The 26,263-nt window shown below is 49.4% G+C and carries 26 protein-coding genes; 3 read left to right on the top strand and 23 right to left on the bottom strand.

Going from position 1 to position 26,263, the window contains the following annotated elements; genetic code table 11:
• Positions 1-2: 2 nt before the first annotated feature.
• A complete protein-coding gene (panC, locus tag I8U17_RS09730) occupies positions 3-860 on the bottom strand; it encodes a pantoate--beta-alanine ligase (RefSeq protein ID WP_033101395.1) in 858 nt (285 codons plus the stop codon).
• Complete coding sequence (gene panB, locus I8U17_RS09725) at positions 857-1,726, bottom strand: 3-methyl-2-oxobutanoate hydroxymethyltransferase (protein WP_198054917.1); 870 nt, start codon at positions 1,724-1,726, stop codon at positions 857-859. The genes panC and panB overlap by 4 nt, the downstream gene beginning before the upstream one ends.
• 487 nt (positions 1,727-2,213) lie before the next feature.
• Here panB and I8U17_RS09720 point away from each other — a divergent pair, with 487 nt between their 5' ends.
• Complete coding sequence (locus tag I8U17_RS09720) at positions 2,214-3,725, top strand: M1 family metallopeptidase (protein WP_198054918.1); 1,512 nt, start codon at positions 2,214-2,216, stop codon at positions 3,723-3,725.
• 169 nt (positions 3,726-3,894) lie between these two features.
• On the opposite strand, the gene I8U17_RS09715 is transcribed toward I8U17_RS09720, so the two are convergent.
• From I8U17_RS09715 to I8U17_RS09655, 13 genes are all read right to left on the bottom strand, one after another.
• Positions 3,895-5,247: a 6-phospho-beta-glucosidase gene (locus tag I8U17_RS09715; protein WP_198054919.1), complete on the bottom strand. Its 1,353-nt coding sequence runs from the start codon at positions 5,245-5,247 to the stop codon at positions 3,895-3,897.
• Between the two features lie 22 nt (positions 5,248-5,269).
• Positions 5,270-5,581 carry a PTS sugar transporter subunit IIA gene (locus tag I8U17_RS09710; protein WP_033101399.1) on the bottom strand — a complete coding sequence of 104 codons (312 nt, stop codon included), beginning with the start codon at positions 5,579-5,581 and terminating at the stop codon, positions 5,270-5,272.
• Positions 5,582-5,635: 54 nt separating this feature from the next.
• The gene (celB, locus tag I8U17_RS09705; protein ID WP_198054920.1) at positions 5,636-6,979 is read right to left on the bottom strand and encodes a PTS cellobiose transporter subunit IIC; all 1,344 of its coding nucleotides are present in this window, start codon (positions 6,977-6,979) and stop codon (positions 5,636-5,638) included.
• Between the two features lie 4 nt (positions 6,980-6,983).
• On the bottom strand, positions 6,984-7,295 hold the full coding sequence (locus I8U17_RS09700; protein WP_198054921.1) for a PTS sugar transporter subunit IIB: 312 nt from the start codon (positions 7,293-7,295) through the stop codon (positions 6,984-6,986).
• A 296-nt stretch (positions 7,296-7,591) separates the two neighbouring features.
• Positions 7,592-9,532, bottom strand: coding sequence for a BglG family transcription antiterminator (locus I8U17_RS09695; RefSeq protein ID WP_198055129.1), 1,941 nt, complete (start codon positions 9,530-9,532; stop codon positions 7,592-7,594).
• Positions 9,533-9,944: 412 nt separating this feature from the next.
• A complete protein-coding gene (locus tag I8U17_RS09690) occupies positions 9,945-10,940 on the bottom strand; it encodes a biotin--[acetyl-CoA-carboxylase] ligase (protein ID WP_232331007.1) in 996 nt (331 codons plus the stop codon).
• Positions 10,918-12,147 carry a CCA tRNA nucleotidyltransferase gene (locus I8U17_RS09685; RefSeq protein WP_198054923.1) on the bottom strand — a complete coding sequence of 410 codons (1,230 nt, stop codon included), beginning with the start codon at positions 12,145-12,147 and terminating at the stop codon, positions 10,918-10,920. Before I8U17_RS09685 ends, I8U17_RS09690 begins: the two co-directional genes overlap by 23 nt.
• Before the next feature lie 15 nt (positions 12,148-12,162).
• Positions 12,163-13,281 carry an N-acetyl-alpha-D-glucosaminyl L-malate synthase BshA gene (bshA, locus tag I8U17_RS09680; protein WP_198054924.1) on the bottom strand — a complete coding sequence of 373 codons (1,119 nt, stop codon included), beginning with the start codon at positions 13,279-13,281 and terminating at the stop codon, positions 12,163-12,165.
• A gap of 19 nt (positions 13,282-13,300) precedes the next feature.
• Positions 13,301-14,014, bottom strand: coding sequence for a bacillithiol biosynthesis deacetylase BshB1 (bshB1, locus tag I8U17_RS09675; RefSeq protein ID WP_198059334.1), 714 nt, complete (start codon positions 14,012-14,014; stop codon positions 13,301-13,303).
• A gap of 20 nt (positions 14,015-14,034) precedes the next feature.
• Positions 14,035-14,442 (bottom strand): methylglyoxal synthase, encoded by a 408-nt coding sequence (locus I8U17_RS09670; protein ID WP_033101405.1) that lies wholly within the window; start codon positions 14,440-14,442, stop codon positions 14,035-14,037.
• The gene (locus tag I8U17_RS09665) at positions 14,417-15,433 is read right to left on the bottom strand and encodes a 1-aminocyclopropane-1-carboxylate deaminase/D-cysteine desulfhydrase (protein ID WP_198054926.1); all 1,017 of its coding nucleotides are present in this window, start codon (positions 15,431-15,433) and stop codon (positions 14,417-14,419) included. Before I8U17_RS09665 ends, I8U17_RS09670 begins: the two co-directional genes overlap by 26 nt.
• Before the next feature lie 15 nt (positions 15,434-15,448).
• Positions 15,449-16,246 carry a 4-hydroxy-tetrahydrodipicolinate reductase gene (gene dapB, locus I8U17_RS09660; RefSeq protein ID WP_033101406.1) on the bottom strand — a complete coding sequence of 266 codons (798 nt, stop codon included), beginning with the start codon at positions 16,244-16,246 and terminating at the stop codon, positions 15,449-15,451.
• Between the two features lie 25 nt (positions 16,247-16,271).
• Complete coding sequence (locus I8U17_RS09655) at positions 16,272-16,601, bottom strand: nucleotide pyrophosphohydrolase (RefSeq protein ID WP_033101407.1); 330 nt, start codon at positions 16,599-16,601, stop codon at positions 16,272-16,274.
• Positions 16,602-16,754: 153 nt separating this feature from the next.
• On the opposite strand from I8U17_RS09655, the gene I8U17_RS09650 reads away from it, so the two are divergent.
• Entirely contained in the window at positions 16,755-17,636 is an 882-nt protein-coding gene (locus tag I8U17_RS09650) for a YitT family protein (protein WP_198054927.1), read from the top strand.
• 46 nt (positions 17,637-17,682) lie between these two features.
• Here I8U17_RS09650 and I8U17_RS09645 read toward each other — a convergent pair whose 3' ends face one another.
• Positions 17,683-20,376: a phosphoenolpyruvate synthase gene (locus tag I8U17_RS09645; protein ID WP_198059333.1), complete on the bottom strand. Its 2,694-nt coding sequence runs from the start codon at positions 20,374-20,376 to the stop codon at positions 17,683-17,685.
• A 203-nt stretch (positions 20,377-20,579) separates the two neighbouring features.
• Between I8U17_RS09645 and rpiA the strand changes: the two genes are divergently transcribed.
• A complete protein-coding gene (gene rpiA / locus I8U17_RS09640; protein ID WP_198054929.1) occupies positions 20,580-21,272 on the top strand; it encodes a ribose-5-phosphate isomerase RpiA in 693 nt (230 codons plus the stop codon).
• Positions 21,273-21,296: 24 nt separating this feature from the next.
• Here the strand turns inward: rpiA and I8U17_RS09635 are convergent, their stop codons facing one another.
• From I8U17_RS09635 to I8U17_RS09605, 7 genes are all read right to left on the bottom strand, one after another.
• Positions 21,297-22,091: a sporulation protein YpjB gene (locus I8U17_RS09635; RefSeq protein WP_198059332.1), complete on the bottom strand. Its 795-nt coding sequence runs from the start codon at positions 22,089-22,091 to the stop codon at positions 21,297-21,299.
• Positions 22,092-22,181: 90 nt separating this feature from the next.
• Positions 22,182-22,823, bottom strand: a complete 642-nt coding sequence (locus I8U17_RS09630) for a DUF1405 domain-containing protein (protein ID WP_033101412.1) — start codon at positions 22,821-22,823, stop codon at positions 22,182-22,184.
• Positions 22,824-22,914: 91 nt separating this feature from the next.
• Positions 22,915-23,703, bottom strand: a complete 789-nt coding sequence (locus I8U17_RS09625; RefSeq protein WP_198059331.1) for a menaquinol-cytochrome c reductase cytochrome b/c subunit — start codon at positions 23,701-23,703, stop codon at positions 22,915-22,917.
• Positions 23,704-23,728: 25 nt separating this feature from the next.
• Positions 23,729-24,400: a menaquinol-cytochrome c reductase cytochrome b subunit gene (qcrB, locus tag I8U17_RS09620; protein WP_033101414.1), complete on the bottom strand. Its 672-nt coding sequence runs from the start codon at positions 24,398-24,400 to the stop codon at positions 23,729-23,731.
• Between the two features lie 27 nt (positions 24,401-24,427).
• Complete coding sequence (locus tag I8U17_RS09615; RefSeq protein WP_033101415.1) at positions 24,428-24,925, bottom strand: Rieske (2Fe-2S) protein; 498 nt, start codon at positions 24,923-24,925, stop codon at positions 24,428-24,430.
• Between the two features lie 173 nt (positions 24,926-25,098).
• Complete coding sequence (locus I8U17_RS09610; RefSeq protein ID WP_198054930.1) at positions 25,099-25,566, bottom strand: DUF2487 family protein; 468 nt, start codon at positions 25,564-25,566, stop codon at positions 25,099-25,101.
• A gap of 70 nt (positions 25,567-25,636) precedes the next feature.
• Positions 25,637-26,182, bottom strand: coding sequence for a ReoY family proteolytic degradation factor (locus tag I8U17_RS09605; protein ID WP_033101417.1), 546 nt, complete (start codon positions 26,180-26,182; stop codon positions 25,637-25,639).
• Positions 26,183-26,263: the final 81 nt, after the last annotated feature.

Genomic DNA, 26,263 nt, shown 5'->3' with positions numbered 1-26,263 from the left:
TCTTAATCCTCCCTGCCACCAATCAACAAGTTATCGATCAATCGCGTCGCCCCAAACTTCACCGCCACGGCCACGATCACGCGCTGCCCTTCCCAGCGGAAAAAAGGTTCCAGATCCGGGTAGGTTAAGGCTTCGACATAATCGATCTCCGCCAGCGGCATGGTGGAAATGCGCCGGCGTACGTATTCCTTAATCTCTTCCGCGTGTTCCAGTTCCCCGTGTTTCAATTTCTCCTCCGCTTCACGCAGGGACCGGCTCAGAATCAGCGCCTGTTCTCTTTCCGTCTCAGACAAATAAACATTGCGCGAACTGAGCGCCAAGCCATCCGCTTCGCGCACAATCGGGCATGGAACGATGGTGACCGGAAAGTGCAAATCTTGCACCATTCGTTCAATCACGGCCACTTGTTGGGCATCTTTTAACCCGAAATAGGCGCGATCCGGCCCGACGATATTGAACAATTTGGCCACGACGGTTGCCACCCCGTCAAAATGGCCCGGTCGGGAAGCACCGCACAGCGGTTCACTCACTTTCCTTACCTGAACGGTAGTCAGGGTTCCCTCCCCATACATTTCATCTACCGAGGGATAAAAGAGAACATCAACCCCCGCCTGGCGGGCCAATGCGGCATCGCGTTCCAGATCGCGCGGATACCGGTCAAAATCTTCACCGGGTCCGAATTGTAAAGGATTGACAAAGATCGACATTACGACCGTTTGGCACTCCTGCTTTGCCCGTCGCACAAGACTGAGATGCCCTTCATGCAAATAGCCCATGGTCGGAACGAAACCGATTTCCCTATTGATTCTGAGCGGCTTCAAGTACTGTCGTAATTCTGCAGCTGTTTCTACGATTTTCATTTGCCATAAACTCCTTTTTGATTGCCATACAATTGTCCAGCCAACTCCGCCCCCAGATGCGTCGCATGCTTCTCTTCGGGGAAACGGCGGGTTTTTACCTCATGAACATAATCGCTGACCCCTTTGAGCATCAATTGCCCGGTTTGCTGATACACTTTTACGAAGGATGGATGCCAATCGCCGGACATAGCAAGGACATCATGCCAGACAAGAACCTGACCGTCGCAGTAGCGGCCGGCTCCAATTCCGATGGTCGGAATGGATAATTGTTCCGTGATGCATTGCCCGAGCTCTTCCGGCACACATTCGAGCACCAGCGCAAATGCCCCCGCCTCTTCCAGCCGCTTGGCTTCCTCGACAAGCTGCTCGGCGGCTTGCAGCGTTTTTCCTTGAATCACATATCCTCCCAACTGGTTGACCGTCTGCGGGGTTAAGCCCAAATGCCCCATCACCGGAATGCCTGCTGCCGTCAACGCCCGCACATTCTCCAAAATCTCAGAGCCGCCTTCCATTTTGACACCATAAGCCCCGCCTTCTTGCATTAATTTGGCCGCAGCTTTGATTACCTCATCTTTGGACAGATGGGCCAAGGCAAACGGGAGATCGGCAATCACCATCGTCCGTTTTGTCGCTCGCGTCACGGCTTTTGTATGGTGTAACATATCGGCGAGGGTGACCGGAATGGTCGAATCATATCCCAACACGACCATCCCCAGGGAATCTCCGACCAAAATCACGTCAGCCCCGGCTTGTTCGGCAAGTTTGGCCGAAGGATAATCATAGGCCGTAATCATGGCAATCGGCTCTTTCTCGCGCTTCATCTTCACGAGCGCTCTGGTCGTCACTTTTTTTGGCTTATCGCTCATGCAGGTATCCTCCCTTTTCTCAGGGCCCTTGGGAGAAGAAAAAGAAAACGCCCGTTTTGGCATTCACGGGACCAAAACAGACGTGAGGTTGCTAAATCGGGTTCCCTCTGTCTCCGTCCCAACGGCTCGAAGCAGATCCATACAGATAAAAAAATGTACGCAAGGAGATGAAGTGCAGCTCCTCTCCGGATGCCGCCTCTCCCCACTTATAAATTAACGAAAAACAAGGCAAATTGCAATTTCCTCCGCTAAAGAGCGAGGATTTTTTCTTTGAAAATGCATCGGCAGGTACGGGATTGTGCGTGATAAGTCAACAAGTTATCCGTAAAATTTTTGCATCGGTGGAGTATTTAAACAGCGATTCCTGAAAACTCAGCATTGTTACAGAAATTAATACAGATATATTATAAAATTTATAATTATTTCGAAAGGAAAATTTTATTTTATGTCAAAATAATTAAAGAAAACTTACATCAGGAGGCGGGTTATGAGCTGGAAAAAATCGATTCGCCGATCTGTGCAATGGGCGAGTGTGCTGACGATTTTGCTTGGAACCGCTGTAAGTCCGACTTTTGCCCATGCCGAATCAGTTGTGCCAAACCGGGTGCCGGGAGCTTATCAAACGCCGAATCAGCCGCTGTCGCAATCCCTGCTGCAAGCAAAGGACCCGGCAACCACCAAAAAGCCTGAGAAAAAAGGCGTATTGGGCCCAATTCATCCACGCTACGAGATGAATGTCAATTATGATTCAAAGGCACATCAAATCAACGGAACCATGAAAGTCCAATTTACCAACAATCTCAAACAAGATCTGACCGAGCTGTATTTCAACCTCTGGGGAAATGCCGCAGTTTTTAAAGAAAACGGCGGTGGCATCGATGTTCAAAATGTGAAAGTGAACGGCAAAAAAGCCAGGTACGAGGTAAGAGATACCTCCTTACATCTGCAGGGGTTTTCTTTGAAAGCAAACAAAAAAGCTTCCGTTGAAATGGATTTTACAGTCTCTGTTCCGGAAGGACAGGATCGTTTCGGCTGGTCCGGGACCACCGTCTCCCTTGGCAACTGGTTTCCGATCCTCGCTGTTTATGACGATGAAGGGTGGAATGTCGATCCCTATTTCCCATATGGTGAAAGTTTCTATTCTTTGACCGGTGATTTTGATGTGACTGTAACCACCGACAAGTCACAGGTGATCGCTGCCACAGGGACGGAAAAAGGCCGGCCGAAAATCGTCGGAAACCAGGCTGTCCACCATTATGTGGCCAAAAATGTCCGCGATTTTGCGATGGAAATGGACCCAACCTATCATGTCAAGTCAGGGATGGCCGGAAATACCAAAGTAAACGTGTACTTCACGGACAAACAGGCCAAATTTGCCGATGCGATGTTGGAATCAGGCATTGACAGCCTCAAACTCTACAGCGAAAAATTCGGGAAATACCCGTGGCCGGAACTGGATGTAGTCAGTATGGAAGGCTGGTTCGGAGGGATGGAATATCCACAGCTTGTGATGATTTCCATTACGGACAACAGCACCGTGGACAGGGTGAAATCGGTGGTCGCTCATGAAAACGGCCATCAATGGTTCTACGGGATCATCGGCGATAACGAATATGATGAACCTTGGCTGGACGAGTCGTTTGCCACATTCTCGGCCGCTTTGTACGACGGAACCTTGGACAGCCTGACCGCAGAACCTTTGGAAGATCCTTCCTATCACCTGTCATCCAAAGTTTCCGATTTCACGGCCCGAGGGGATGAAGGAGTGGATGCTTATTATTACATGATTTACTCCTACGGGGCCCGCACGTTAAATGACCTGCGAAAAGAACTGGGCGATGAACAATTCTACCGCTCCATGCAGGCTTATTTCAAAGAGAAAAAGTTCGGGGTGACAACGACTGCGGATTTCATCCGGATCATGGAGCAGACAAGCGGACGTGATCTCTCCGGATTCTTCGCGGATCATCGGGTATATCTATCCGATCAGGAAAATTGACCCGATCGCCGTACAGCAAAATGAGAGAGGGGCACTCATCCCCTCTCTCATTCTTTCTTCCGGCCAATACGATTCCTCCCCGGAGCTGTGCCGGAAATCTCTCCATGACTGACACATTGCTGACCGTATAACGCCCGGTTTTCTGTCCCCGTCGGTACATTTTGCAAATTCAATTCTGCAATGGAGACGCATCTTTCGACGCATCTTTAAAAAATTGCGGTAAATATTTTTTATGTGCCTCCAGCATCTCATCCAAAATCTGTTTGGCGACAGAATCAGACGGAACCAACGGGTTTATCGTCATCGCCAGCAAGGCCGTTTTGTAATCTCCTGTGACAGCAGCTTCTGCCGCCACCCGTTCAAACGATTTGATTTGTTGGACGAGACCCCTGACAGCGACGGGAAGATCTCCCATCGCAATGGGCACAGGACCTTCTTTGGTGATAACGCAGTTGATTTCCACGGCGGATTCGGCGGGAATACTTGCGATCGCTCCGTTATTCTTCACATTGACGGGCTGAATGTCGCGTTTGTCATTGTAAATCGAATCAATCAAGTTGCAGGCTGCATCACTGTAATAAGCACCTCCGCGCTGTTCCAGCTGAGGCGGTTTAATGTCCAATTCGGGGTCCTGGTACAGCTCAAAAAGTTCGGCTTCGATCTTCTTGACGACTTCCGCCCGGGTTCCCACCGTTCTTGCGGCCTCCAATTCCTGCTCAAGCATTTTGCTCGTTTGATAATAGTAACGGTGATATGGACAGGGAAGGATTCCCAAAGCTTGAATAAATTCTTTCTCCCAGCCCAAATCCTTAATATTTTTCATCGTCATGCCGGACTGCTCTCCGCCGGTCAGCAGATCGATTACCTGTTCGGTCACCTTTTTGCCGTCCATATATACATCCAATCCGAAAACCATATGATTTAAACCTGCAAAATCAATGTGAACACGTTCTCCCTCCACACCGAGCATTTCGGCGACGCTCATTTTCATTCCGACAGGTACGTTGCAAAGACCGACCACTTTTTTAATGTTGCTGTAACGAAGAACAGCCTCCGTCACCATACCGGCCGGATTAGTAAAGTTGATCAGCCAGGCATCGGGACACAACTCTTCCATATCTTTGCAAATGTCCAGGATGACAGGGATGGTTCTCAATCCTTTAAATAAACCACCCGGACCGTTGGTTTCCTGACCGATCACCCCGTATTTCAAGGGAATTCTTTCATCCAAAGCTCTCGCATCCAGCAATCCAACACGGAACTGGGTAGTGACAAAATCGGCATCTTTCATCGCTTCACGCCGATCCAAACTGAGATGAATCTGCATGGGAATCCCGGCTTTATCCACCATACGCTTGGCCAGGCCTCCGACGATATTCAATTTTTCCTTTCCTTCCGGAATATCCACCAACCACAGGTCTTTAACCGGGAGTTTATCATATCTCTTGATAAATCCTTCCACCAGTTCAGGTGTATAGCTTGATCCTCCGCCAATGGTAACGATTTTCAGCCCGTTGCTCATGATCATCTACCTCCATCACCCATCATATTTTCAAATATTCATACAGATCGACCAATTCGGTTGCCAAGTCTTTCACCGTAATGGCATTCATCAAATGATCCTGCGCATGAACCATTAACAACGAAATTTCCCTCTTTACTCCTTTCACCTCCTCTTGAATCAGGGATGTTTGTATGTGATGAGCCTGATTCAGCTCTTCACCGGCCTGTTGCAATTTTTCCCTCGCCTCGGAAAATCTGCCCTGTTTCGCTGCTGCTATGGCTTCCATCGCACAGCTTCTCCCGTTTCCCCCATGAATGATGATCTGAAAGATCACTTTCTCTGCATTTTCCATTCTCCGATTCCCCTTTGAGTTTGAACAAAAAGCACGTCAGACATTGTCCCGGACCTAAACCACCTTTTCCTCCTGAGAGTTGGCCGTTTCATCCCCCTCTTCTTCCAATCGTTTTTGCTTATCCCACATTCTGAAAAATGGGTAATACACACAAAAGGTAATCACGATATTGACCAACTGCATGACGGCACCGGATATTTTTCCACCCGTGGCCAGATATCCGGAAATGATGGGGGGCATTGTCCAGGGAACCGCGATCCCGGCAGGTCTGGCCACCAATCCGGTCTTCATTCCAATATATGTGGATATGACGGTAAGAATGGGTGCAACAATAAACGGAATCAACATCGCCGGGTTCAATACAATCGGCATCCCGAAGATGATTGGTTCATTGATGTTAAAGATGGCCGGGCCGATCGCCAAGCGCCCCAACTGTTTCATTTGCTTGCTTCTCGAACGCAGCAGCATGGCCAGTGCCAGGGCAAATGTTGCCCCGCTCCCGCCAACATTGATAAAGTTATCAAAAAATTGCTGGGTAAAAATGTTGGGTAATGCCTCATGATGCTGAAAAGCCACCCGGTTGGCATCCATGGCCCCGTACCAGATCGGAGCCATCACGCCTCCTACGATACTAGCTCCATGCAGCCCGCAAACCCAGAGCAACAGTTTTATCAGTTCGGCAACAAGGCTTCCTCCCAGACTGCCCCCCAAAATCCCGAGAGGCTTTCCTAACAAATCTCCCACGATATTATGCAAACTTTCGAAATGGGTCTGTTCGACGAGCAAGCGGGCCAGCCAGATCACCGTAATCACTGCAAAGCCCGGAATAAGGGCAACAAATGACTTGCTCACAGAAGGCGGGACTCCATCGGGCAGTTTAATGAAAATCTCCTTTTGAATAATCCAACGATAAATTTCGGTGGACAGGATGGCAACCAGCATCGCCACGAACAATCCTTTGCTTCCCAACAGTGATGTCGGAATCCCGCCATCGACGAGAATCGCTTCTTTTGCCCCTTGAGGAGTAAATGGCACTTTAAATGGGGTTGCCAATAAGAAGGCGGCAACGGAAATGACGCCGGCCGATAACGCATCAACCGCATATTTTTCAGCGAGCCGATAGGCGATTCCAAAAGCGGCAATGAGCGCCATAATATCAAAAGTAACCCCGACCGGATAAGACAACTTCTCAGCCCACTGTCCACCGAAGTGTTCAGCCATAAAAGCATCATATCCCGGAATCGGTAGGTTGGATAAAATCAAAAAAACGGAGCCGATAATAATCAAAGGCATGGTTAAGACGATTCCATCCCGCAAAGCCTGCAAGTGGCGTTGAGCAGCGATCCGCCCGGCAAGCGGCATCACGCTGTTTTCCAAAAAATCATTTAATTTTCCCATAAATTCACCTCCTGTTTGCAAGCAACTGTTGTGCGAATTTCAGCACTTCCGCACCATTACATGTGCCATAATGGACGGTGTTGATAACATCAACCGGAATCCCTTTTTCTTCCCCCAATTTTTTCAATTGCTTAAGCAGGTATCGAACTTGAGGCCCCAGGAGCAACACATCTGCCTCATCAATGTGATTGCGTACTGCATCAGCCGGAACAGCCCAAATTTTGCATTCAATCCCTTGTTCCTCTGCGCTTTTGAGCATTTTTGTTACCAACAGACTTGTTGACATCCCCGCTGAACAACATAACAAAATATTCATTCATAACCCCTCCTTATTGATCGGACAGATCAGGACGGTTGGAAACCAAAACGCAAAATCTCCTCTGTTATGCCAAATCCAACCCAGCAAAAGATCAAAAACGATGTTTACAGTTTGATTGTATTTTAAAAATACTTACATTTACACGCATCCTTTTTCCGTTAAGCAACGGAAAATGTTTGTCCAACATTTTAAAAAATGCATTATAGGGAAAATGTTTTTTATTCGACCCAAATAAAAACCTCCCGCTTGTTCAGCCCTGTAAGGAGCGACAGCAAGAGGTGCCAGGATTTGCGTCAGGATTGCTTGAACAGTACATCAACAAACTCCCGGTAGGTTTTGCATTTAAGTAGCTGTTGAACCATTTGGCCATCGTTTACAACCTTGCCCAGCAGATCATACATTTTTTGTAAATCTTCCCTGCTGTTTTTTTTCACACTTAATAAACAAACAAATTGGACACGCTTATCCCCCCACTCGATCGGCTTTTGCAAGGTACATACCGCCCAAAACGTAGTTTCTGTTTGCGGTACGATGGGATGTGGGATCGCTACGAGATTGCCGAAAGATGTCGGGGATAAGGCTTCCCTCTCGAAAACGGAAGCCAAAAACGTTTCATCGACAAGGCCTGCCTGTTGCAATTGATCCCCCAAAAAATGCAACACTTCTTCTCTTGATTTAAACGTCTGCTGAAGAAATACCAATTCTTCTCTGGCATATTCCAATATTCGCCCCGCATTTTCAAAGATGGCCCGTTCAATTTTTTCCAGATCCATCCCTTCGAGAATCGTATTCACCTCAATTACCGGGATCGGCAAAGGATGAGGGATCGGAACGGTGCTGATGAGAAAATCAAGAGATTGCATAGGGATTTGATCCAGTTTGTAATATTCGGTCGTTCCCAGGATCTCAAGTCTGGAACCAAACCTGGAGCGCAATTTGTAGTATAAGAGCCGGGCACTGCCAACGCCTGAGGCACATACAATCATGCAGCGCTTTTTGCGCTGATCATTCATCCTGCTTCTTTCCATTGCTGCAGCGATATGAAGAGCAAGGTATCCCATTTCATTTTCATCAATTTCGATGCCCATTTTCTCTTTTAGAACCATCCCTGCAAGAATCGCTGCCTCAAAGGCGATCGTATAATTTGATTTAATGGTCTCAAGCATTGGGTTTCGTATGTTCATTCGAAACCGATAGCGGTTTATCGCGGGTTTTAAATGAAGACTGATTCCAACGACAAGTTCCTTATCATGCTGAATTCCCAGCCTGAGTTTATTCTCAATGGTTTCCAGAATCTCCATTGTTAAAGCATAGATGTCCGGATCAATAAACGTCTGGACTTCGGTTTCGCAGAGAGCAGGGTCTACGGTAATTTTGGTTCCCAGTAAATGAATGGCAACATACGCAATCTCCGCAAATGGAAATTTTATTTTCAATCTCTCCCCGATTTTTTTCAATATATTGGTTGCCACCTCAAATTCTTTTTGCTTAATGATGTCCTTTAATTCTTCTTTGTACCAAGATACATAGTTCCCGCTTTGTATCCGCTTACATGCGATCGCAATATGAATGATAAGATTGTTCAAGCCAATGTCCGAAAGGGTAATTTCTTCTTCCTTTATCTGTTCCAGCGTAATGGTTTGAATCACTTTCATCTCTTCTTCAGGGAGAAGCGGAACACCGTCCTGAATCAGACTCCGTTCCGTTTCTTTTCGGTTAAAGAGATATTCGGACATGCAAAAACGCCATTTCATCTCATCCCCTTTTAATTTCAATCCATAATTAGGCCGCTTTTCCAATTCGAGCCCATACGCTTTCAATCGTTTTTTTACGGTACGCAGATCATTTTGGATAGTTGATTTGCTGATGTATAATTCCTCTGCCAAATCTTCGAGTTTGACATACCCTTCAGAGAGAAGAAGCCGTTTGATTAAATAGTCGGCCCTCTCTTCCGGCAGAGTCGGAATCCCTTTGCTTTTCGGCGAATCAGTCTGAAAAATCTCTTTGAGAAGTGTCCGAAAAAGCTCATGATCATGAATGATCAATTCATATCCGGTCCCTCTTACAGCCCGGATCGCAGCACCGTTTTCGGTCAGTAAAGCATCCAATTCCTTCATGTCATTTCGAATGGTCCTGGAGGTAACTTGAATCACATTGGCCAAATATTCGCTGGTTAAAGCTGTCTTGGCCGCCATCAGCTCCCGCAAAATCCCGATCATCCGGGCATTCAGCACCATGAATCCCCCCGTCTGACCCATTTTGAGAAACACACCATTTTTCTGTTAAAGAATCGATGAATTTTTTGATATCCCTCAACAGAGCAAGCAAATCATCTTTCATTTTTTAACCTTGTTGAAGTGAATAATTGGTTGCCCCCCTGTTTCGGACAGTCACAATCTTTATATGCTATAATTATAATAAAAAATCAAATCATTCATAATATTAATCTTTATATTCGTATTTGGAAGTAAAGAAGCGGTACGCCTTATGTCCGGAAAAGATGCAAGCAGAATGAAAAAAAGAGCCCTGGAGATCATCCCTAAGGGCTCTTTTTTCATGTGAACATGCGTTGTTGGCAGGGCGGTGGCGTCCCCTGTCCGCTTGCCGATACTTTCTTTCTGGAGTGGCATCGCTCCCAGCTTCTTTTTACGAACGATTCCCTCCTGCGTCCCATTCGACCTCTGCTGAGTAAACGGGCGTGATTCCCGTAGCGGTGCGGATCAGTAAAGCTCCTTGTTCATTTAACCGCATCGCGACGCCGGTTACGGATCCCTGTGTCGTTCTGGCGGTGATGGTTTGGCCCAGCATTCCGGCTGTTTCTTCCCATTTCTCCCGAATAAAGGAAAATCCTTCGCGCAAATAGCGGTCATAAATTTGCTCCAATTCCTCCAAAATGGCAGCGACCAACGGAGGACGGTGTATTTTTGTTCCCTTTTCTTTCGCCAGGGATGTGGCAACATCCTTAATGTCGTCCGGCCACTGATTCACATCAGCGTTCACATTGATGCCGATTCCCAAAATCACATAGTGAATCCTGTCCTGCTCTCCCCTGAGTTCGGTCAAGATCCCGCACACCTTTTTCCCGTCAATCAGCAAATCGTTGGGCCACTTAATGCGGATCGGCAGGCCGGTGACGCGGTACATCCCTTCCCGTACTCCGACGGAAGCGAGCAGGGTGAGATGGGAAGCATCCGTCAAGGGAATGGGCGGGCGCAAAATCAAGCTCATCCAAATTCCTGTCTGCGGGGGGGAGTGCCAGGTCCGTCCCAATCTCCCCCTTCCTTGTTTTTGCTCTTCGGCGATCACGAGCGCTCCTTCCGGCGCCCCTTCGCGCGCCCATTGATGAGCGATGACTTGCGTGGAAGGAGTGGTCGGCTCATAGCGCATTTCCCGGCCGAATCGATCCGTATGCAAATAAGGCAGGATCTCTTCCGGCGCAATCCGATCCGGTCGGTAAATGAGCCGGTAACCGCTGCGCGGGCGGGCTTCAATCTCATACCCTTCATGCCTGAGCTCCTCAATATGCTTCCAGATGGCCGCACGGCTGCAACCCACCCGGCGGCTGATCTCCTCACCCGAGATAAATTGATCGTAATTGTTGATCAACAGTGAAATCAATTCATTGCGAATCGACTTTTCCAATTTTGTACCCTTCCTCCAGCAAAGCATTTTTATCATTTGGCAACAAGCCAAGTGCCACCTGTTCATAAAGATTGTTTAACACCTGTCCGACCCATGGCCCCGCCTTTTTCCCCGAATAACGAATGAGCTCCTCCCCGCCCAAGTCCAACTCCCTTCGCTCCTTCACCGGCATTTCGTTCCACCAGTCCTGAAACCTGGTCTCTGTCAGATCTTTGTCCATGATTTTCCCGACGAGTCTCCTCAATTGGCCGGATCGTCGGACGGAATCCAGCCCATGGCGCAGAAGCTGCCGTTTCCAATAGACCGGATCGGTTGCCGTCCATTCTCCCGCCAACATCAACCTGAAACAAACCGATATCTGTTTCTGATCACGGGCGGACAACTTCAACGCTTTCAGCCGTCTTCCCAAGCAGGCTTCATCTGTTTGGCACAACCAAAGAAGATAAGCCCAGCGAACGATCCGATCGGATGTTTGGTCAAAAGATGCCGCTTGATCCGGCGGGAAAGATTGCAGATCCCACCGGCAAAACGGGGGCAAAGCGCGAAGCAGGTCAGTCGAAAACAATTCTCTTACCCCGGCGGAAGGAGAGACGGCTTTCCACATCTTCTCCAGTTCCTGCACCACGCGTTCCACTGAGAGATGAAAGCACTCCGACCGTAACGCGATCAGCGCCCGCCGGGTTTCCTCTTCCAACGCAAACCCGAATTGCGCGACAAACCGCACGGCCCGAAGCATGCGCAGCGCATCTTCCCGAAAGCGATCACGCGGATTGCCCACGGTGCGGATCCTTCCGGCCAGGAGATCTTCTTTTCCGGAAAAATAATCAATCACCTGTCCCCGACGGTTTTTCGCCATCGCGTTTATGGTAAAATCGCGACGGGCCAAATCTTGTTTCAACGAGGAAACGAAACGCACCTGGCTGGGGCGCCGCCGATCCAGGTATGCTTCTTCAATCCGGAACGTGGTGACTTCCAGCGGGATTCCCTGTTCAACCACGGTGACCGTTCCATGTTTCAAACCGGTGGGAATGGTTCGCGGAAACAGGTTTTGCACCTGATCGGGAACGGCATCGGTCGCAATATCATAATCCTGCGGGGAAATACCCAGCATTTCATCCCTTACGCATCCGCCCACCAGGTATGCCTGAAATCCGGATTTCTCCAATTGTTCCATCACGCTTAACGCTGCCGCTTTTCTTGTGTCCATCCTCGATCCTCCCGCTTATTTCTCCAGGAGGCGGTAATAAATCTGTTCATATTGCTCAACGATCTTCAAACCGCAAAATTTCTCCCGCACCCGGGCCAGGCCCGCTTCCGAAAACGATTGATACAACCGTTCATCGCGAAGCAGCCTGATGGCAAAACGCGACATGCTGTCGGTGTCCCCCGGATCAGCCAGAAAACCGGTCACTTCATGTTCCACCACTTCGGGAATCCCGCCCGCGTTGGATGCGACCGTCGGGACACCGCAGGCCATCGCTTCCAGTGCAACCAGGCCAAAGCTTTCTTTCTCCGACGGAAGCAACAGCAAATCCGCCAATGAAATCAATGCGGCCACTTCATCCTGTTTCCCCAGAAAGATGACACGATCCGTCAGCCCGAGATCCTCCACTTTTTGAATCACTTTCGGCAATTCGGGTCCTTCTCCGACCAACAGCAGCCGTGCGGGAATCACTTGCTGCACCTTGTAAAACACCTCTATGACATCGAGAGGGCGCTTAACGGGGCGAAAGTTGGAAATATGGAGCAAGATTTTTTCGTGCGGTGCCCCGTACTTTTCGCAAATATGAGCGACATCGCGCGGATAGTAAATCCGGGTATCGACAAAATTGTATATGCAATCGATGGGCCGGTCGGAACAAAACAGCTCATAAGTCTGTTTGACCAAACTTTGCGATACCGCCGTCACCGCATCACTTTTATTGATGCCGAAACAAATCACATCCCTGAGAGAGGGATCTTCTCCCAGGACGGTAATATCCGTACCATGCAATGTCGTCACAACTTTGAGATGCTCTCCCACCATCTGCTTGGCCAATACGGCCGCAATGGCATGGGGAACCGCATAATGGACGTGCAACAAATCAAGCTCGTATGTTTTCGCCACTTGTGCCATCCGGCTGGCAAGTGCCAAATCATAAGGAGGATATTTAAACACCGCATAGCGGTTTGCTTCTACGCCGTGATATCGGATATTCTGCATGAACTTTCCCAACCGGAACGGCATGTCATACGTGATAAAGTGGATATCATGTCCCCTTTCGGCCAGCAATTTTCCCAGCTCCGTAGCGACCACTCCGGAACCGCCGTGGGAAGGATAACAAGTAATTCCAATACGCATGGGGCCCCCCCCTCCTTCATCATTTTTCCTGAGGAATCAACAATGTTTGTTTGAGCGGGCCGGCACTCACCAATGCTTCCCCATACAATGCGCCGATCTGATGTCCCCACAACTGATCGCGGCCGCGGATCATGGCCAGATAAGTAGGGCTGTTCAGCGGTGTCTTCACCTCACCCTCATTGGGGTCAAACTGGCTTTTATAAGCCAAAAGCGCTTGCTGTTTGCGTTCGTAAACATCGGTTACATCAACAATCAGATCAGCCTTATGTACATTGTTGATAAAATAATAAAAAACCTGGTCAACCCGGTGAGCCGATTCTCCACCCGGTGTCTGTTTCATCCGAATGGCCGCATCAAAAACCGCCTCTTTCACCATCCGGCTGCAAGCGACATGATCGGGATGCCGGTCTTCCCAGTACGGAGCCAGGACCACCCGGGGCTTTAATTGCCGGATCACCTGGGTCATTTTTAAAATCTGCTCCTCACTTCCACGGAGGCCCCGATCGGGAAAACCCAACTGGATCGACCGGGTAATCCCCAGAATCTCCGCTGCAGCTTTCGCTTCTTCCCGCCGTCTTTCCACTGTGCCGTTGGAAGAAAGCTCCGCCTCGGTCAGATGGCAAACTGCCACCGAAAACCCGTTTTCCGCGTGCTTGGCCAGGATTCCACCAATCCCGATCTCCGCATCATCCGGATGAGCTCCAAATGCCAAGATATCTATGCTCTCGTTCATTTCGACTCCTCTTTTCTTCATCAACTCTGATTCTTTCTCACGTAGTTGCGCCAGTTTAATTCCCCTTGTTCAATCGCCCGAATCATGATTTCCGCCGTCGCCAGATTGGTCGCGACAGGAATGTCATGAACATCGGCCAATCGCAAAAGCGCCAGGATATCCGGTTCATGCGGCTGCGCTGTCAATGGGTCGCGAAAAAAAACAATAAAATCCATCTCATTTTGCGCCACCAACGCCCCGATCTGCTGATCACCGCCCAGGGGACCGGACAAAAAACGATGCACTTTCAGTTCCGTCGCTTCCATAATCTTCGTTCCGGTGGTGCCTGTCGCATACAGCCGGTGCGGCTTCAAAAACGTTTCATAAGCGATGCAAAACCGGATCATATCTTCTTTTTTCTTATCATGGGCAATCAGGGCGATGTTCAACTGATCTTCCCCCCTGCAAAGAAGATGCGTGCGTAAAGAGAGCGGGTGTGCCGCCTGTATGCCAGAACAACAAATTTTTATCCGAGGCGTCTCCGTTTTTTACCTGGTCAATCAATCCTGCCAATGCTTTACCCGTATAGACCGGGTCGAGACACACCCCCTCCGTTTGTGCCAGAAGGCGTATCGCTTCATTTCCCTCCTCTGAAGGGACTCCATATTTTCGTCCGATATAGTCATCCAAAATCCGAACCGACTGAAGGGAAAACTCACCTGCTTCCCCGATTTCCCGCATCAGATTGTCACCCAGGTGCCTGACTTCCTGTTCAGCTTTCTCCTTTGACAGCCAAACGCTGATTCCCACCAGAAGGGTTCCGGCCGGATCACGTTCCTGTCCGCAGGCAAGACCGGCAAGCGTTCCCCCGGTTCCTGCCGGCAAATAGATTTCATCAAACGGCGGCAGGTTTTGTTGCTTGCGTTGACGCTCAAGCTCGTCCCATGCCAGGACATAGCCGTAATCCCCCACTGCCGTCGATCCGCCGACAGGGATCACATAAGGCTTTCTCCCTTGTTCTCTCGCTTCTTCCGCCTTTTCTTCCATCGCCTGAAGCAGTCCTTCCGAGCCGTACGCCCCGGTTAAAAAGCAGGTGGCTCCGAGCAGATGATCAAGCAGCAAATTCCCTTGAATGCTTCCCCATCGGCTTCCGGCAAAACAAAGCCAGGTGTCCAGCCCTGCCCGATTGGCCGCGGCAATAGTCAGCCGGGCATGGTTGGATTGCAGGCTGCCCCCGGTAATGATCAGATCGCATCCCTGCTCCAACGCTTCGCCAAGCAAAAACTCCAGCTTCCGCAACTTGTTGCCGCCAAAGGCGAAGCCGGTGAGATCATCCCGTTTTATCCAAACGCTTTTCGCCCCGATCGCCCGGGCAAAGCGGGGGAGAGGCATCAGCGGCGTTTCTCCCCACAGAATCGGAAATCGCGGAAAATCAACCACGGCTATTCTCCTTTATCAGTCCAGAATATTTTCCAGTCCATAAACCAGCTTGTCCAGTTCGATCACTTTTTCTATCGCCAGCTTAACCCCCGGCATGAAGGATTCGCGGTTTAATGAATCATGGCGCAGGGTGAGCAATTGCCCGTTTCCTCCGAACAGCACTTCTTGGTGGGCGACCAAGCCGGGCAGGCGGACGCTGTGAATGCGGAATCCCTGATAATATGCACCGCGGGCTCCGTCAAGGATCTCTTTTTCCTCCGGATGTCCCTGCTTCATCTCTTCCCGCGTCTGCACAATCATCTCCGCCGTTTTCACGGCCGTTCCCGACGGGGCATCCAGTTTGCGGTCATGGTGCGATTCGATAATCTCCACATGCGGCATGTATTTGGCCGCCTGCTTGGCGAAAATCATCATCAAAACTGCACCAATCGCAAAGTTGGGAGCAATAATCGCACCGATCCCCTTGTTTTGGCACAGGGACGACAGGCGCTCTATTTCTTTTTCCGGCAGGCCGCTAGTGCCCACGACAGGACGGACACCCGCCTGAATGGCCAGCTCCATATTCTCCGCCACCACATGGGGAGTGGTGAAATCAACGAGCACATCCGCTTTCGTCTGATTCAGCACCTCAGCAACAGAAGAGGTAAACGAAAGGCCATAGCGGCCCAGCCCCAATGTTTCCCCCACATCTTTTCCCGCTTCGGAACGGGATACGGCACCAACCAGTTGCAAATGCTCATGCTGGGACAGCATTTTTACGACTTCCCGGCCCATCCGGCCATTTGCGCCCGCAACGATGACTCGAATTCCCATGATGTCTGAACCTCTCTTCATGCTGTTATTCTTCGATCCGCGTCCACCGATTGGCATCGCGAACCCGATATTTTTCCATCACTTCATTAAAAGCCTGTTCCAGATCAATTCCAAGCGAATTGGCAAAACAGGTCACAATAAAGATGATATCTCCCAATTCATTGGCAATCGTATTTTCCTCTTCCCCCGGTTTTTTTGGCTTTTCCCCGTAAAGGTGGTTTACCTCCCGGGCCAATTCCCCCACTTCTTCGGTCATACGTGCCAACATCGACAGAGGTTTGAAATATCCCTCTTTAAACTGACTGATATATTCATGTACTTCTTGCTGAACTTCTTTCAGCGTTTTACTCTCCATCGGCCATCACCCTCCCGATTCTATCATGTTACCGAAGTCCTCGGATAAACTCAATGCTTTCACCCGGGATCATGCCAAATCGTGCATTGATGAAGCATTTTTGGAAATGTATAATATAGCAGAATCATGATTCCAGTTAAGGGCGGGTCAACCATGAAACACAAGCTGACTTACCATTTCAGAAACGTTTTGCTCATTTTTCTCGGTTCGCTCATCTTTTCATTCGCCATCAATTACTTTACCATTCCCAGCCATTTATCCGAAGGTGGTTTTACGGGAATCGGCCTGCTCACCTATTATTTGTTCCGTTGGTCACCCGGAATCGTCATTTTCGTCCTCAATATTCCCCTCTTGCTCATCGGTTATAAAGTGTTTGGCAAACAGACCTTTATCTATACGATCATCGGCATTGCGGCTGTCTCCTTGATGTTGGAAGTGACGACGGATCTCCCGAAAATCTGGGGTCCCCCGCCGCATGATACACTTCTGTGCGCCCTTTATACCGGAGTTTTGTCGGGAATCGGGCTGGGGCTGATCTTCCGGATTGGCGGTACCACCGGCGGGGCGGATATCATCGCCCGGCTCGGCAACAAGTATCTGGGATGGAGTGTCGGCCGCACCATGTTCCTGTTTGACTTTACCGTCATTTTTATCTCCATCTTCATCATCGGTCGGGAAAAAGCGATGTACACCCTGGTCGCGGTGTTTATCAGCGCCCGTGTGATCGACTTTGTCATCGAAGGCTTGAGCGCCTCAAAAGCGGCCACCATCATCTCCAACAAACCCCAGGAATTGGCCGGGTTTATCACCAAAAAAATGAACCGCGGAGTTACGATCCTCGAAGGCCGCGGCGGTTATACCGGCAAAACCCGGGAGGTTTTGTATGTCGTCGTCGCCCCGAATGAACTTCCCAAATTAAAGCAGATTGTCGACAAAATCGATCCGCAAGCCTTTGTGGTTGTCCATGATGCCCGGGATGTTCTGGGGGAAGGATTTACCTTTGGCAACGGCGGCATAAAAAACAACAACGGTTAAGAAAAAACCCGATCCTTCTGTCCAGGAACGGGTTTTTTCAGCTGGATTATATTTTTGCCGGCTGCTCCAATATCTCCACTACCCCCTGTGTACCATCCACACGAACAAACTGGCCGTCTTTCAATCGCTCCGTCGCACGATCAATACCGACAACAGCCGGAATCCCGTACTCCCTGGCCACGACGGAACCATGAGTCATCAATCCCCCGGCCTCCATGATCAGCGCTCTGGCGGAGTGGAACAAAGGGGTCCAGCCCGGATCGGTATAGGGAGCAACGAGAATATCCCCTTTTTCCAGATTCCCTTCTTCCAGGTTACGCACCACCTTGACATAGCCTTCAGCAAGGCCGGGGGATACCGGAATTCCGGACAAAGCGCCGGGAGGAACCTGCACACCGCTTCTCCTGCCGGTGATCACTTCGCCTTCGCTGGTCATCACCCGCGGCGGTGTCATTTTTTCATATCGGGCAAACTCCTGTTTGCGCATGGCGATCAACCGGGCGACATCCTCCAACCGGTTTTCCAGCAGAGCGATGATTTCATCCAAGGTCAGATAAAAAAGATCTTCTTCATGCTCGATTGTTCCCCTTTCACGCAAAAACCGCCCCTCTTCCAGAATCGCTTGCCGGTAATGATCAAAACATCGGATGATCATATACTTGGGAAGTTCACGAAGCCCCATCAGATTGCGATAGACCGCGATCAGGCGGGAAATCCACTTCCGTTTCAAATATCCGCCCCGTTTTTTCCTTAAGCAGGCCAGAATCTCCTGTGCCGCCTCCTCCGCTTCCTTTTTGCCACGGTTGAATTTCTTTCGATGTTCCCCCGGTTCATTGCTGCGCATATGGCTTAAAATAGAGGGAACGAGCATCGTCGGCGATTCGCGCCACCTCTTCCTCGTCAGATCGATTTCCCCCGGACAGCGCATACCGTACCGTTCCATAAACCGGTGCAACTCTTTCTTAAATTCGGAACCTCCCGGAAACAGATCCAGCCCTTCATAAAACGTGCGATCCTCCGCTCTGTCAAGATAAGCGGCCAGCTGGGGATACGGCCGCAGGAGATCAGCCAGATCACCGATCATCAATCCCATTTCGCTCGTCACATTGCCAGGCAGCGATTTGTTCAAAGCGGCGATCTTTTCTGCTTGATCCTCTCCCAGCCACTTTTTGCCGAGATGCAAAAGCATTCTTTGCGCAACGAACGCCGCCAGCAGTCCGGGAGCCAATTCACGTCCATAAAACGATATCCAGTTTGCGATCCTGGCTCGAATCCGCTTGATCCGTTCCGGTCCGTTGACGGAAAAAATCTCGTTTTGGCACCGGGCGACGGCTTTCTCGACTGCTGCTTCCGCCCTCCGTGCCACATCCTGCAGATTTTTGCTGAACATCGTTTTTATCAGCCTCGGATATCCTTTAAGCATGCTGAAATAAAAAATCCCGATCAGGGGAATCATCTTGCATTTGGAAGCACGGTACAATGCGGCCTCCTTTAAAAAATCTTCACGGGCAAGGAAACGGGAGAGCGCATCGCTCATCAATTCATCATTGCTCTTGAGCGACCGGGGCAAACCTTTCCGAAATACTTTCCAGTACATCAGTTCCGTTGGATCAAAATAAAGCCTGCCTCCTGCTTCCACCAACATCCTGCCACGCGAATCCCCGGATCTCCTGCCTAATGGCATCAACGTCCGCCAAACCGAAAGCGCCAGCGGTTTCATCGCGTCCGTCATCATCTGGGTGTGGCCAAACGAGCAAAACACACGCAAGCGCCCGTCAAGATGGGGAGGAAGAGGAAAAAGAGTGGTGATCGGCCGGCTTTGCAGGACAAAAAAGCGGTCACCGGACAATCCCCATTCGATATCCTGGGCTGCCCCGCAGTGACATTCAATCTTTTTGCCCAGCTCGGCCAGTTTCAAAATTTGCTCATCGGAAAGAGCCTGTTTCCTGCCCAGCTCGGGAGAGAGTTCGACGACCTCCATCCCTCCATTTCGCGCGGGAAGAATCACCTTGTTCTTTTCACTGATTTGCTTTTTCACAATTTCTCCGTTTCGGACCTGATAAAGATCGGCTGAGACAATACCGGAGACCAACGCTTCACCGAGTCCAAAACCGGCATCGATGGAGATCGTCCCACGATGACCGGAAACCGGATCAGCAGTAAATAAAATGCCGGAGACCTCAGACATGACCATCTTTTGCACCATTACAGACAAAAAGACAGTGCGGTGAGCAAAACCGTTCTTAATCCGATAGAGGATGGCCCTGTCTGTAAACAGCGATGCCCAGCACCTTTTTACAGCTTCGAGCAGTCGGGCAGCGCCTTGCACATTTAATATCGTATCCTGTTGTCCGGCAAATGAGGCTGTCGGAAGATCTTCAGCCGTAGCACTGGAGCGAACCGCATAAGCATGCTCCTGTCCCGATTGTTCCCATGCCCCGATGATTTCTGCCTCAAGATCGGCAGGGATGGGAAGCGATTGCAAGTGATCACGAATCTGCCGGCCCATAATCCGCACATCTTCAAGCTGACCGGGCCGAAGTCGATCAAGCGAATCAAAAAACCGCTTCATATCCTCGCTAGTTTCAATAAAGCGGCGGTATGCTTCAGTCGTAATGCAAAATCCCTCAGGCACCGGAAACCCCGCTCTGAGCAACTCACCCAAGTTGGCAGCTTTGCCTCCGACTTCAGGGAGATTTCTACGATCAATCTCATGCAAGTGCATCACAACTCCGGCCATCTTGGATCACTCCTCCTCCATCCAAAGAAAATTAAGACTATTCCATCCGCCCGTCTTTTGTTTTTACCACTGCATCATCACTTCAAATCCGCTCCGACCAAAATCCTGCACCTTGTCTGTCCTGAAACAATACACTAAATAAATCCATCTCCCCCGCCACATAATAAGATCATCATATTTTTCAGGGATTGGAGGGAAGGAGAATGAAGCACAGCAAATCGGAAAAACAGATTGCCGGGGAAAAAGCGACGGATTACATAAAAGACGGAATGGTGGTCGGGCTCGGAACCGGCTCCACTGTGTATTACACCATTAAACGGCTGGGTACCCTGGTGAAGAAAGGACTGAAGATTGAAGCGGTCTCCACTTCTTCCGCCACAACAAAACTGGCCAAATCTCTGGGCATTCCCCTGGTTTCGGCCAATGATGTCTCCCGGATCGATGTCACGATAGACGGAGCCGACGAAATCGATCCCCGTTTTTACGCCATTAAAGGGGGTGGCGGAGCCCTTCTGTATGAAAAAATTGTCGCATCGATCTCCCGGAAAGTAATTTGCGTCGTCGATTCAACCAAGCTGACAAACCAGATCGGCCGCTTTCCCCTCCCGGTGGAAGTAGTACCTTTTGCCTATAAACACGTTCTTAAAAAATTGGCAAAGAATGGACTCGAAGCAACCCTCCGTCTGAACGAAGATAAAAAGCCGTATCTCACGGATGAAAAAAACATGATTCTCGACCTCCGTCTCGGGCGGATTGAGTCTCCGACGGAATTGGCGGATTGGCTAAACGGAATCCCCGGGATTGTCGAACACGGACTGTTTATCGATTTAATCAACGAAGTCATGGTGGGAGAAAAAAATCTGTGCAAAATACTCAAACGAAAACAAGACCGTTAAGAGAAGCGCAGTTCCATGCTCTTCTCACGCATACGGAGAAGCCTCCCTGTTTTCCCTGTTCTTTCGCCAACTGACAAATCCGAGCACACTGGCGATCAACCCGCTCACCCACAAAATCACTTTGAAAAAATCACCTTCATTCCAGCGATATACGGTCGCCATCACATCCCGTTCCGATCCGAAAAAAAGGGGATTGAGCAAACTCTTAAGCTGTGTCACCCCGATTTTCAGTTTGTCCATTTCCGTTTGATTGCGCAAAAAAGTGACCAATGAATCGACTTTGCTGATCGTAAAAGGGCTTTTGGCCACGATCAACGCCGGCCGGATGATCTGATAATGTTCATAAAACTGGTCGACCCCCTCTTGCACGGCATGACGATCGTTCATCCTGATCGCTTCGTCAATCATATCCAGATCTTTTTTCAATGGCTGATAATATTGCTGCCACATCGGTTGATTGGGATGGGTGAGTGCATCAAAAGCCAGCTGTAGGCGGGCAGCCGCATCCGCGATTTCCTTGCTGTTTGGCTGTACCCGGTTTAACGCCCCCTCCATCTCCATGATCACTTCCGCCAAAGCATGAATTGACTCAATCCGCAAATTCAGTTTGGTAAAATCCGCTTTGGAAAAACGGCCCGACAACTTCAACAGTTGGTCTCTCGCCTTTATGTATTCACCGGCACCGGCCCATTTGGCCACTTGATTAGCAAGGCGCGACCACTCCTCAGTCTCCAAAGAACGCATGCCGGTTGCATGAACGGCAGGGACCATCATTTGAAACAGACAGGCAAAGATCACTGTCAGCCAAAATGTTCGCAAAGGTCCCACTCCTTTCTGAATCACCGATCACCTTACCTCATCCTATTCAGCTTGTTCATTCCGTTATGCCCGCAAAAATAAAAAAGCCGGTTATTTCCCGGCTGAAGACAAAAGGGATTCGTTTTTACGGCGCCGGCTGCTTTCCAGCATCGACAACGCGGAAAACAGCAATATCGAGGTGAAACTGAGAAGTACGGTAAACAGACCGACCCAGTCATCATATACTTCGAGGGCTGCGGTCAACCACGGATGAAGATCCAAACCATAATCCATCAGGTCGTTGAGCAATGTCCAGGCTGCCACAATTTGAATTTCCCGCCTCCTATAGGTATAAAACGGAACAAACAGCAACCCTTCCATCGCCATTCCGAAGTGGGAGAACATCAACATCCAATGCTGCCAGGACAGCGCCTCTGTAAACGGCAGCGGATCGAGCCATCCTTCCCAGATGATCATCACAACCGCCCAAATTCCGTATTTAAACAACGTAATTGAAGCGAATGCCTCCAGCAGGGGACTTCGCCGCGAACATAAATATCCCAACAGCACCAGGGTAAAAAAACCGCTCGCTGTCGGACTGTCCGGCACAAATATATCCAAAATCCGGGGACTCGTATCCATCAGTTGATTTTTGTACCAATAAAAACCGTAAATCGTCCCCAGAAAGTTGACAATGAATAAACTCCACAACACCCATCTCTGTTCCAAAAGACGTATGATCCAGTTTTTCATCCTGCTGCCACCTTTCTGCTTCCGACCCATGTTGCAAGCTGAGAAGAAAAAACCTGGCCACAGGAAAGGAATAGGCCAGGTTTGCTCTCCACTATTTCTGTTTTTGCTGCAACAGCCAGTTGATCAATACTTGTTTTTCTGCCGGAGATCCTTGGAACATCCCAGCAGGCATGGCACCGCGGCCATGATCGATAATGTGGTTAATCTGATCATGGGTAAGCCGATTGCCCACTCCGAGCAAGCTGGGACCGTTTAACCCCTGCAGATGATCCCCGTGACATTTGATACAAGCGTTTTTCTGGTAAATCCTGTATCCCTGTTCATTTAAACCTATAACCGTGGTATCATTTGGTTTGCGACCCGGTACGGATTCCGACTGCAGTTCGTGCTGGTATTCGGCCGCCCAGGTAAGAGCACAAATAGCGATCAGGGTGACGATCATGATCCCTGTAGCCATTGGCCGTTTGAGTGGTCGCCGCTCTTTGCTGCGGTCAAGCCACGGTACCAGCATCAATGCCAAAAAAGCAATGCCAGGCAAGAGCACGGTACCGATGACGACAAACGGACCCGATGCCCATTTATACTTGAGCAACTGGTATAAAAACAAGAAGTACCAGTCAGGCACCGGCAAAAAGCTGGTATTGGTGGGATCGGCCAGTTCTCCGAGCGGAGGTTCTTCCGACATGACCAACGTCATAAACCCGACGAGGAAAACAGCCGCCACCATCCACTCTTTCAGAAGGAAGTCAGGAAAGAAGGCTTCCGTTTTACCTGGAAACTCAGCATAATCCTTTGGATACAATTTCTTGCGGTCTGCACGAACGCGCGAGTCTCCCACATAGTGGACTTGTTTATCATTTCCATCGGAATGGTGTGCCAAGTGGATCCCTCCTCACGCGTAGACCTTATAGTGGTCCGGATATGCCCTGACGACGAATCAGGATAAAGTGAACGCCCAACAGTGCGAGCAATGCGGCCGGCAGGAAAAACACGTGCAATGCGAAGAAACGTGCCAGCGTTTGCGCACCAACGATATCGCCCCCTTGCAGAAAAGAAGCGATATAGGGACCAAGCACCGGAACGGATGCGGCGATCTGCACCCCTACCTTGGTCGCAAAATAAGCTTTATTGTCCCAAGGCAGCAGGTAACCGGTGAAACCAAGCCCCAACATCACGCCAAAAATCAACATGCCCACAAGCCAGTTGAATTCGCGGGGATGTTTGTACGATCCGGTAAAAAACACGCGCAGGGTATGTAAGAAAAGCATGACGATCGCCACACTCGCTCCCCAGTGGTGCATTCCCCTTACAATCGCCCCCATCGCCACTTCACTTTGCAAATAAGCGACACTGGCGTGAGCGTTTACAATGTCAGGTACATAGTACATGGCCAAGAACATACCGGAAAGGATCTGGATGACGACGACAAAAAAAGTCAAACCCCCGAAGCAGTAGATAAATGCTGAAAAATGATGGGCAGGGTTGACGTGTTCCGGTACTTCGTGGTCAGCGACATCGCGCCATAGCGGCGTAATATCCAATCGTTCATCCACCCAGTCGTAAATGGCGCGCAGCATTCGCTACACCTCCGTTTCACAGAGCGATTAAGTTTTTTGCAGTGGTCCAATCAACACTCTTCCATTTTCCACTTTTACTTCATAGCGGTCTAACGGCTTTGGCGGAGGAGTACCGGGTACGTTCGTCCCATCCTTGTAGTACCGGCCAAAGTGGCATGGACAGAAAAATTCATTTTTGTACATCGGGTTGCTGTTCCAGTTGACGGTACAGCCCAAATGTTTGCAAATCGGTGACAGGGCGATGATCTCACCCTTGACCCGAACCACCCATGCCGTCAACGTTTCCCCTTTTGGCGGATTATACCAGCCATCTTTCCGGTGCTCCGTAAACTTGACTTGTTTGGGTATGTCAGTCACTTCTGACTCTTTCAGGTTCACGTCATGAAAATTGCCTTTTTCCCCTTTTCTAAGAATTGGGTCAATGGCGAAGCGAACCATCGGAAAGAGCATTCCCGAAGCCAGAAACCCGGCTGTCCCACCCAGCGTGTAGGTCAAAAACTGACGGCGGGAAACTTTTTTGCTCACGTGTCCGACCTCCTTCTATACGGCTTTCGAACCGTCCACTCGGACCGGAATCTTATTATGCTAGAACACCTATCTTTTACTAGGACATATACCATGATAGCGAATTAATTCCTTAAAAGTCAAGAAACTGTCATGACTTTAAGCCGACAATATTAATACTTTTTTTTGAAAATTTATGAATGATTTTGCCACATATTTAGTACTTTTTCAAAGAGTTCCCCGTGTTCCGACTCCAATGCCTCTTCAGCGGGCTGTCCTTCGGAACGGTTTACGACATGACAGACGGTGGAAATGAAGCCGCCCGGCGGTTCATCTTCCAGCCAGTCGGTCAAAAAACCCTGATTCGGGCCGGCGATCAGCACCAGATAATAGAATCCTGATTGATTCATCTCTCTTATTATTTCACTGATGTAGGCTTTAAATACATCAGGATTTTGACCAATATATGAAATTGAAGGGAGCAGCAGAATCCGCCCCGTCAAACTTTTTTCCAGCTCTTCCGCCACCGCTTCGACCAGACGGCTGTCCCCCGCTTCGACCGCCTTCTCCCTCAGGGTCAGGGAATGAACCGGGATCAGGAGCGTATCAACAAAAGCTGCAACTTCTTTCCACTCGTTCTCATTCATTCGTTTCCATCTCATATTTTGCCCTCTTTTCCGGAAAAATAAAAATGCCCAGCAACTTCTGCTGAGCATTATATCGAATCTGACATCAGGACTCCAGTATTTTAATCCATTGTTCGCTGAGCTGTAAAAACGCTTGTTCGTCCCGTTCTTCAAGGGCATGATCAATCTTTTTATACAATTCACGCCGCTGGAAATCTTTTACCGCCTGGTCAAGAAGCATCTCCGCGAACAGACTTAGCAAGTGATCTTGCACCAAGTCATGTTTCTCCATGGGATTAACCTCCAATACCGCGGCATATTCGGGTGATTTCGCCCGATCTTTAAAATAGAGGCCGATATATAAATCTTCATGCGGATAGGTCCGAATATCGTAAAAGGCGGTTTCCACATCAGCGCCTACTCGCTTGTTCTTCGTAAACCGAAAAGAAACCATCTTGCTGCACTTGGTCGAAATCATCATCGATTTCGGCAGATGGCGAACATGGTCAACAAAATGAACGCGTTTGAGAAGTTCGTCGCTTGAGGACAGGTAGCTGAGAAGCCATGCTGCTTCTTTTTTTTGCAGTTCGTATTTCTGCAAAAACCAGTGGATGAATTCCTTTTTCTCAGCCACCGAGACCTTGCTCTTCATCCTTCCCAACCCCTTAAGACACAAGCAAAGTTGAAGTTGATTCACTGTATGTTCCCAGAAGGGTGAAGTTTCTGTTTCCGT

Origin of the sequence: Thermoactinomyces sp. CICC 10521 (genome assembly GCF_016055135.1) — a bacterium.
Classification (GTDB): Bacteria; Bacillota; Bacilli; order Thermoactinomycetales; family Thermoactinomycetaceae; genus Thermoactinomyces_A; species Thermoactinomyces_A daqus.
The sequence above is the reverse complement of the archived record's forward strand: the minus strand, read 5'-3'. Positions and strand labels throughout refer to the sequence as shown.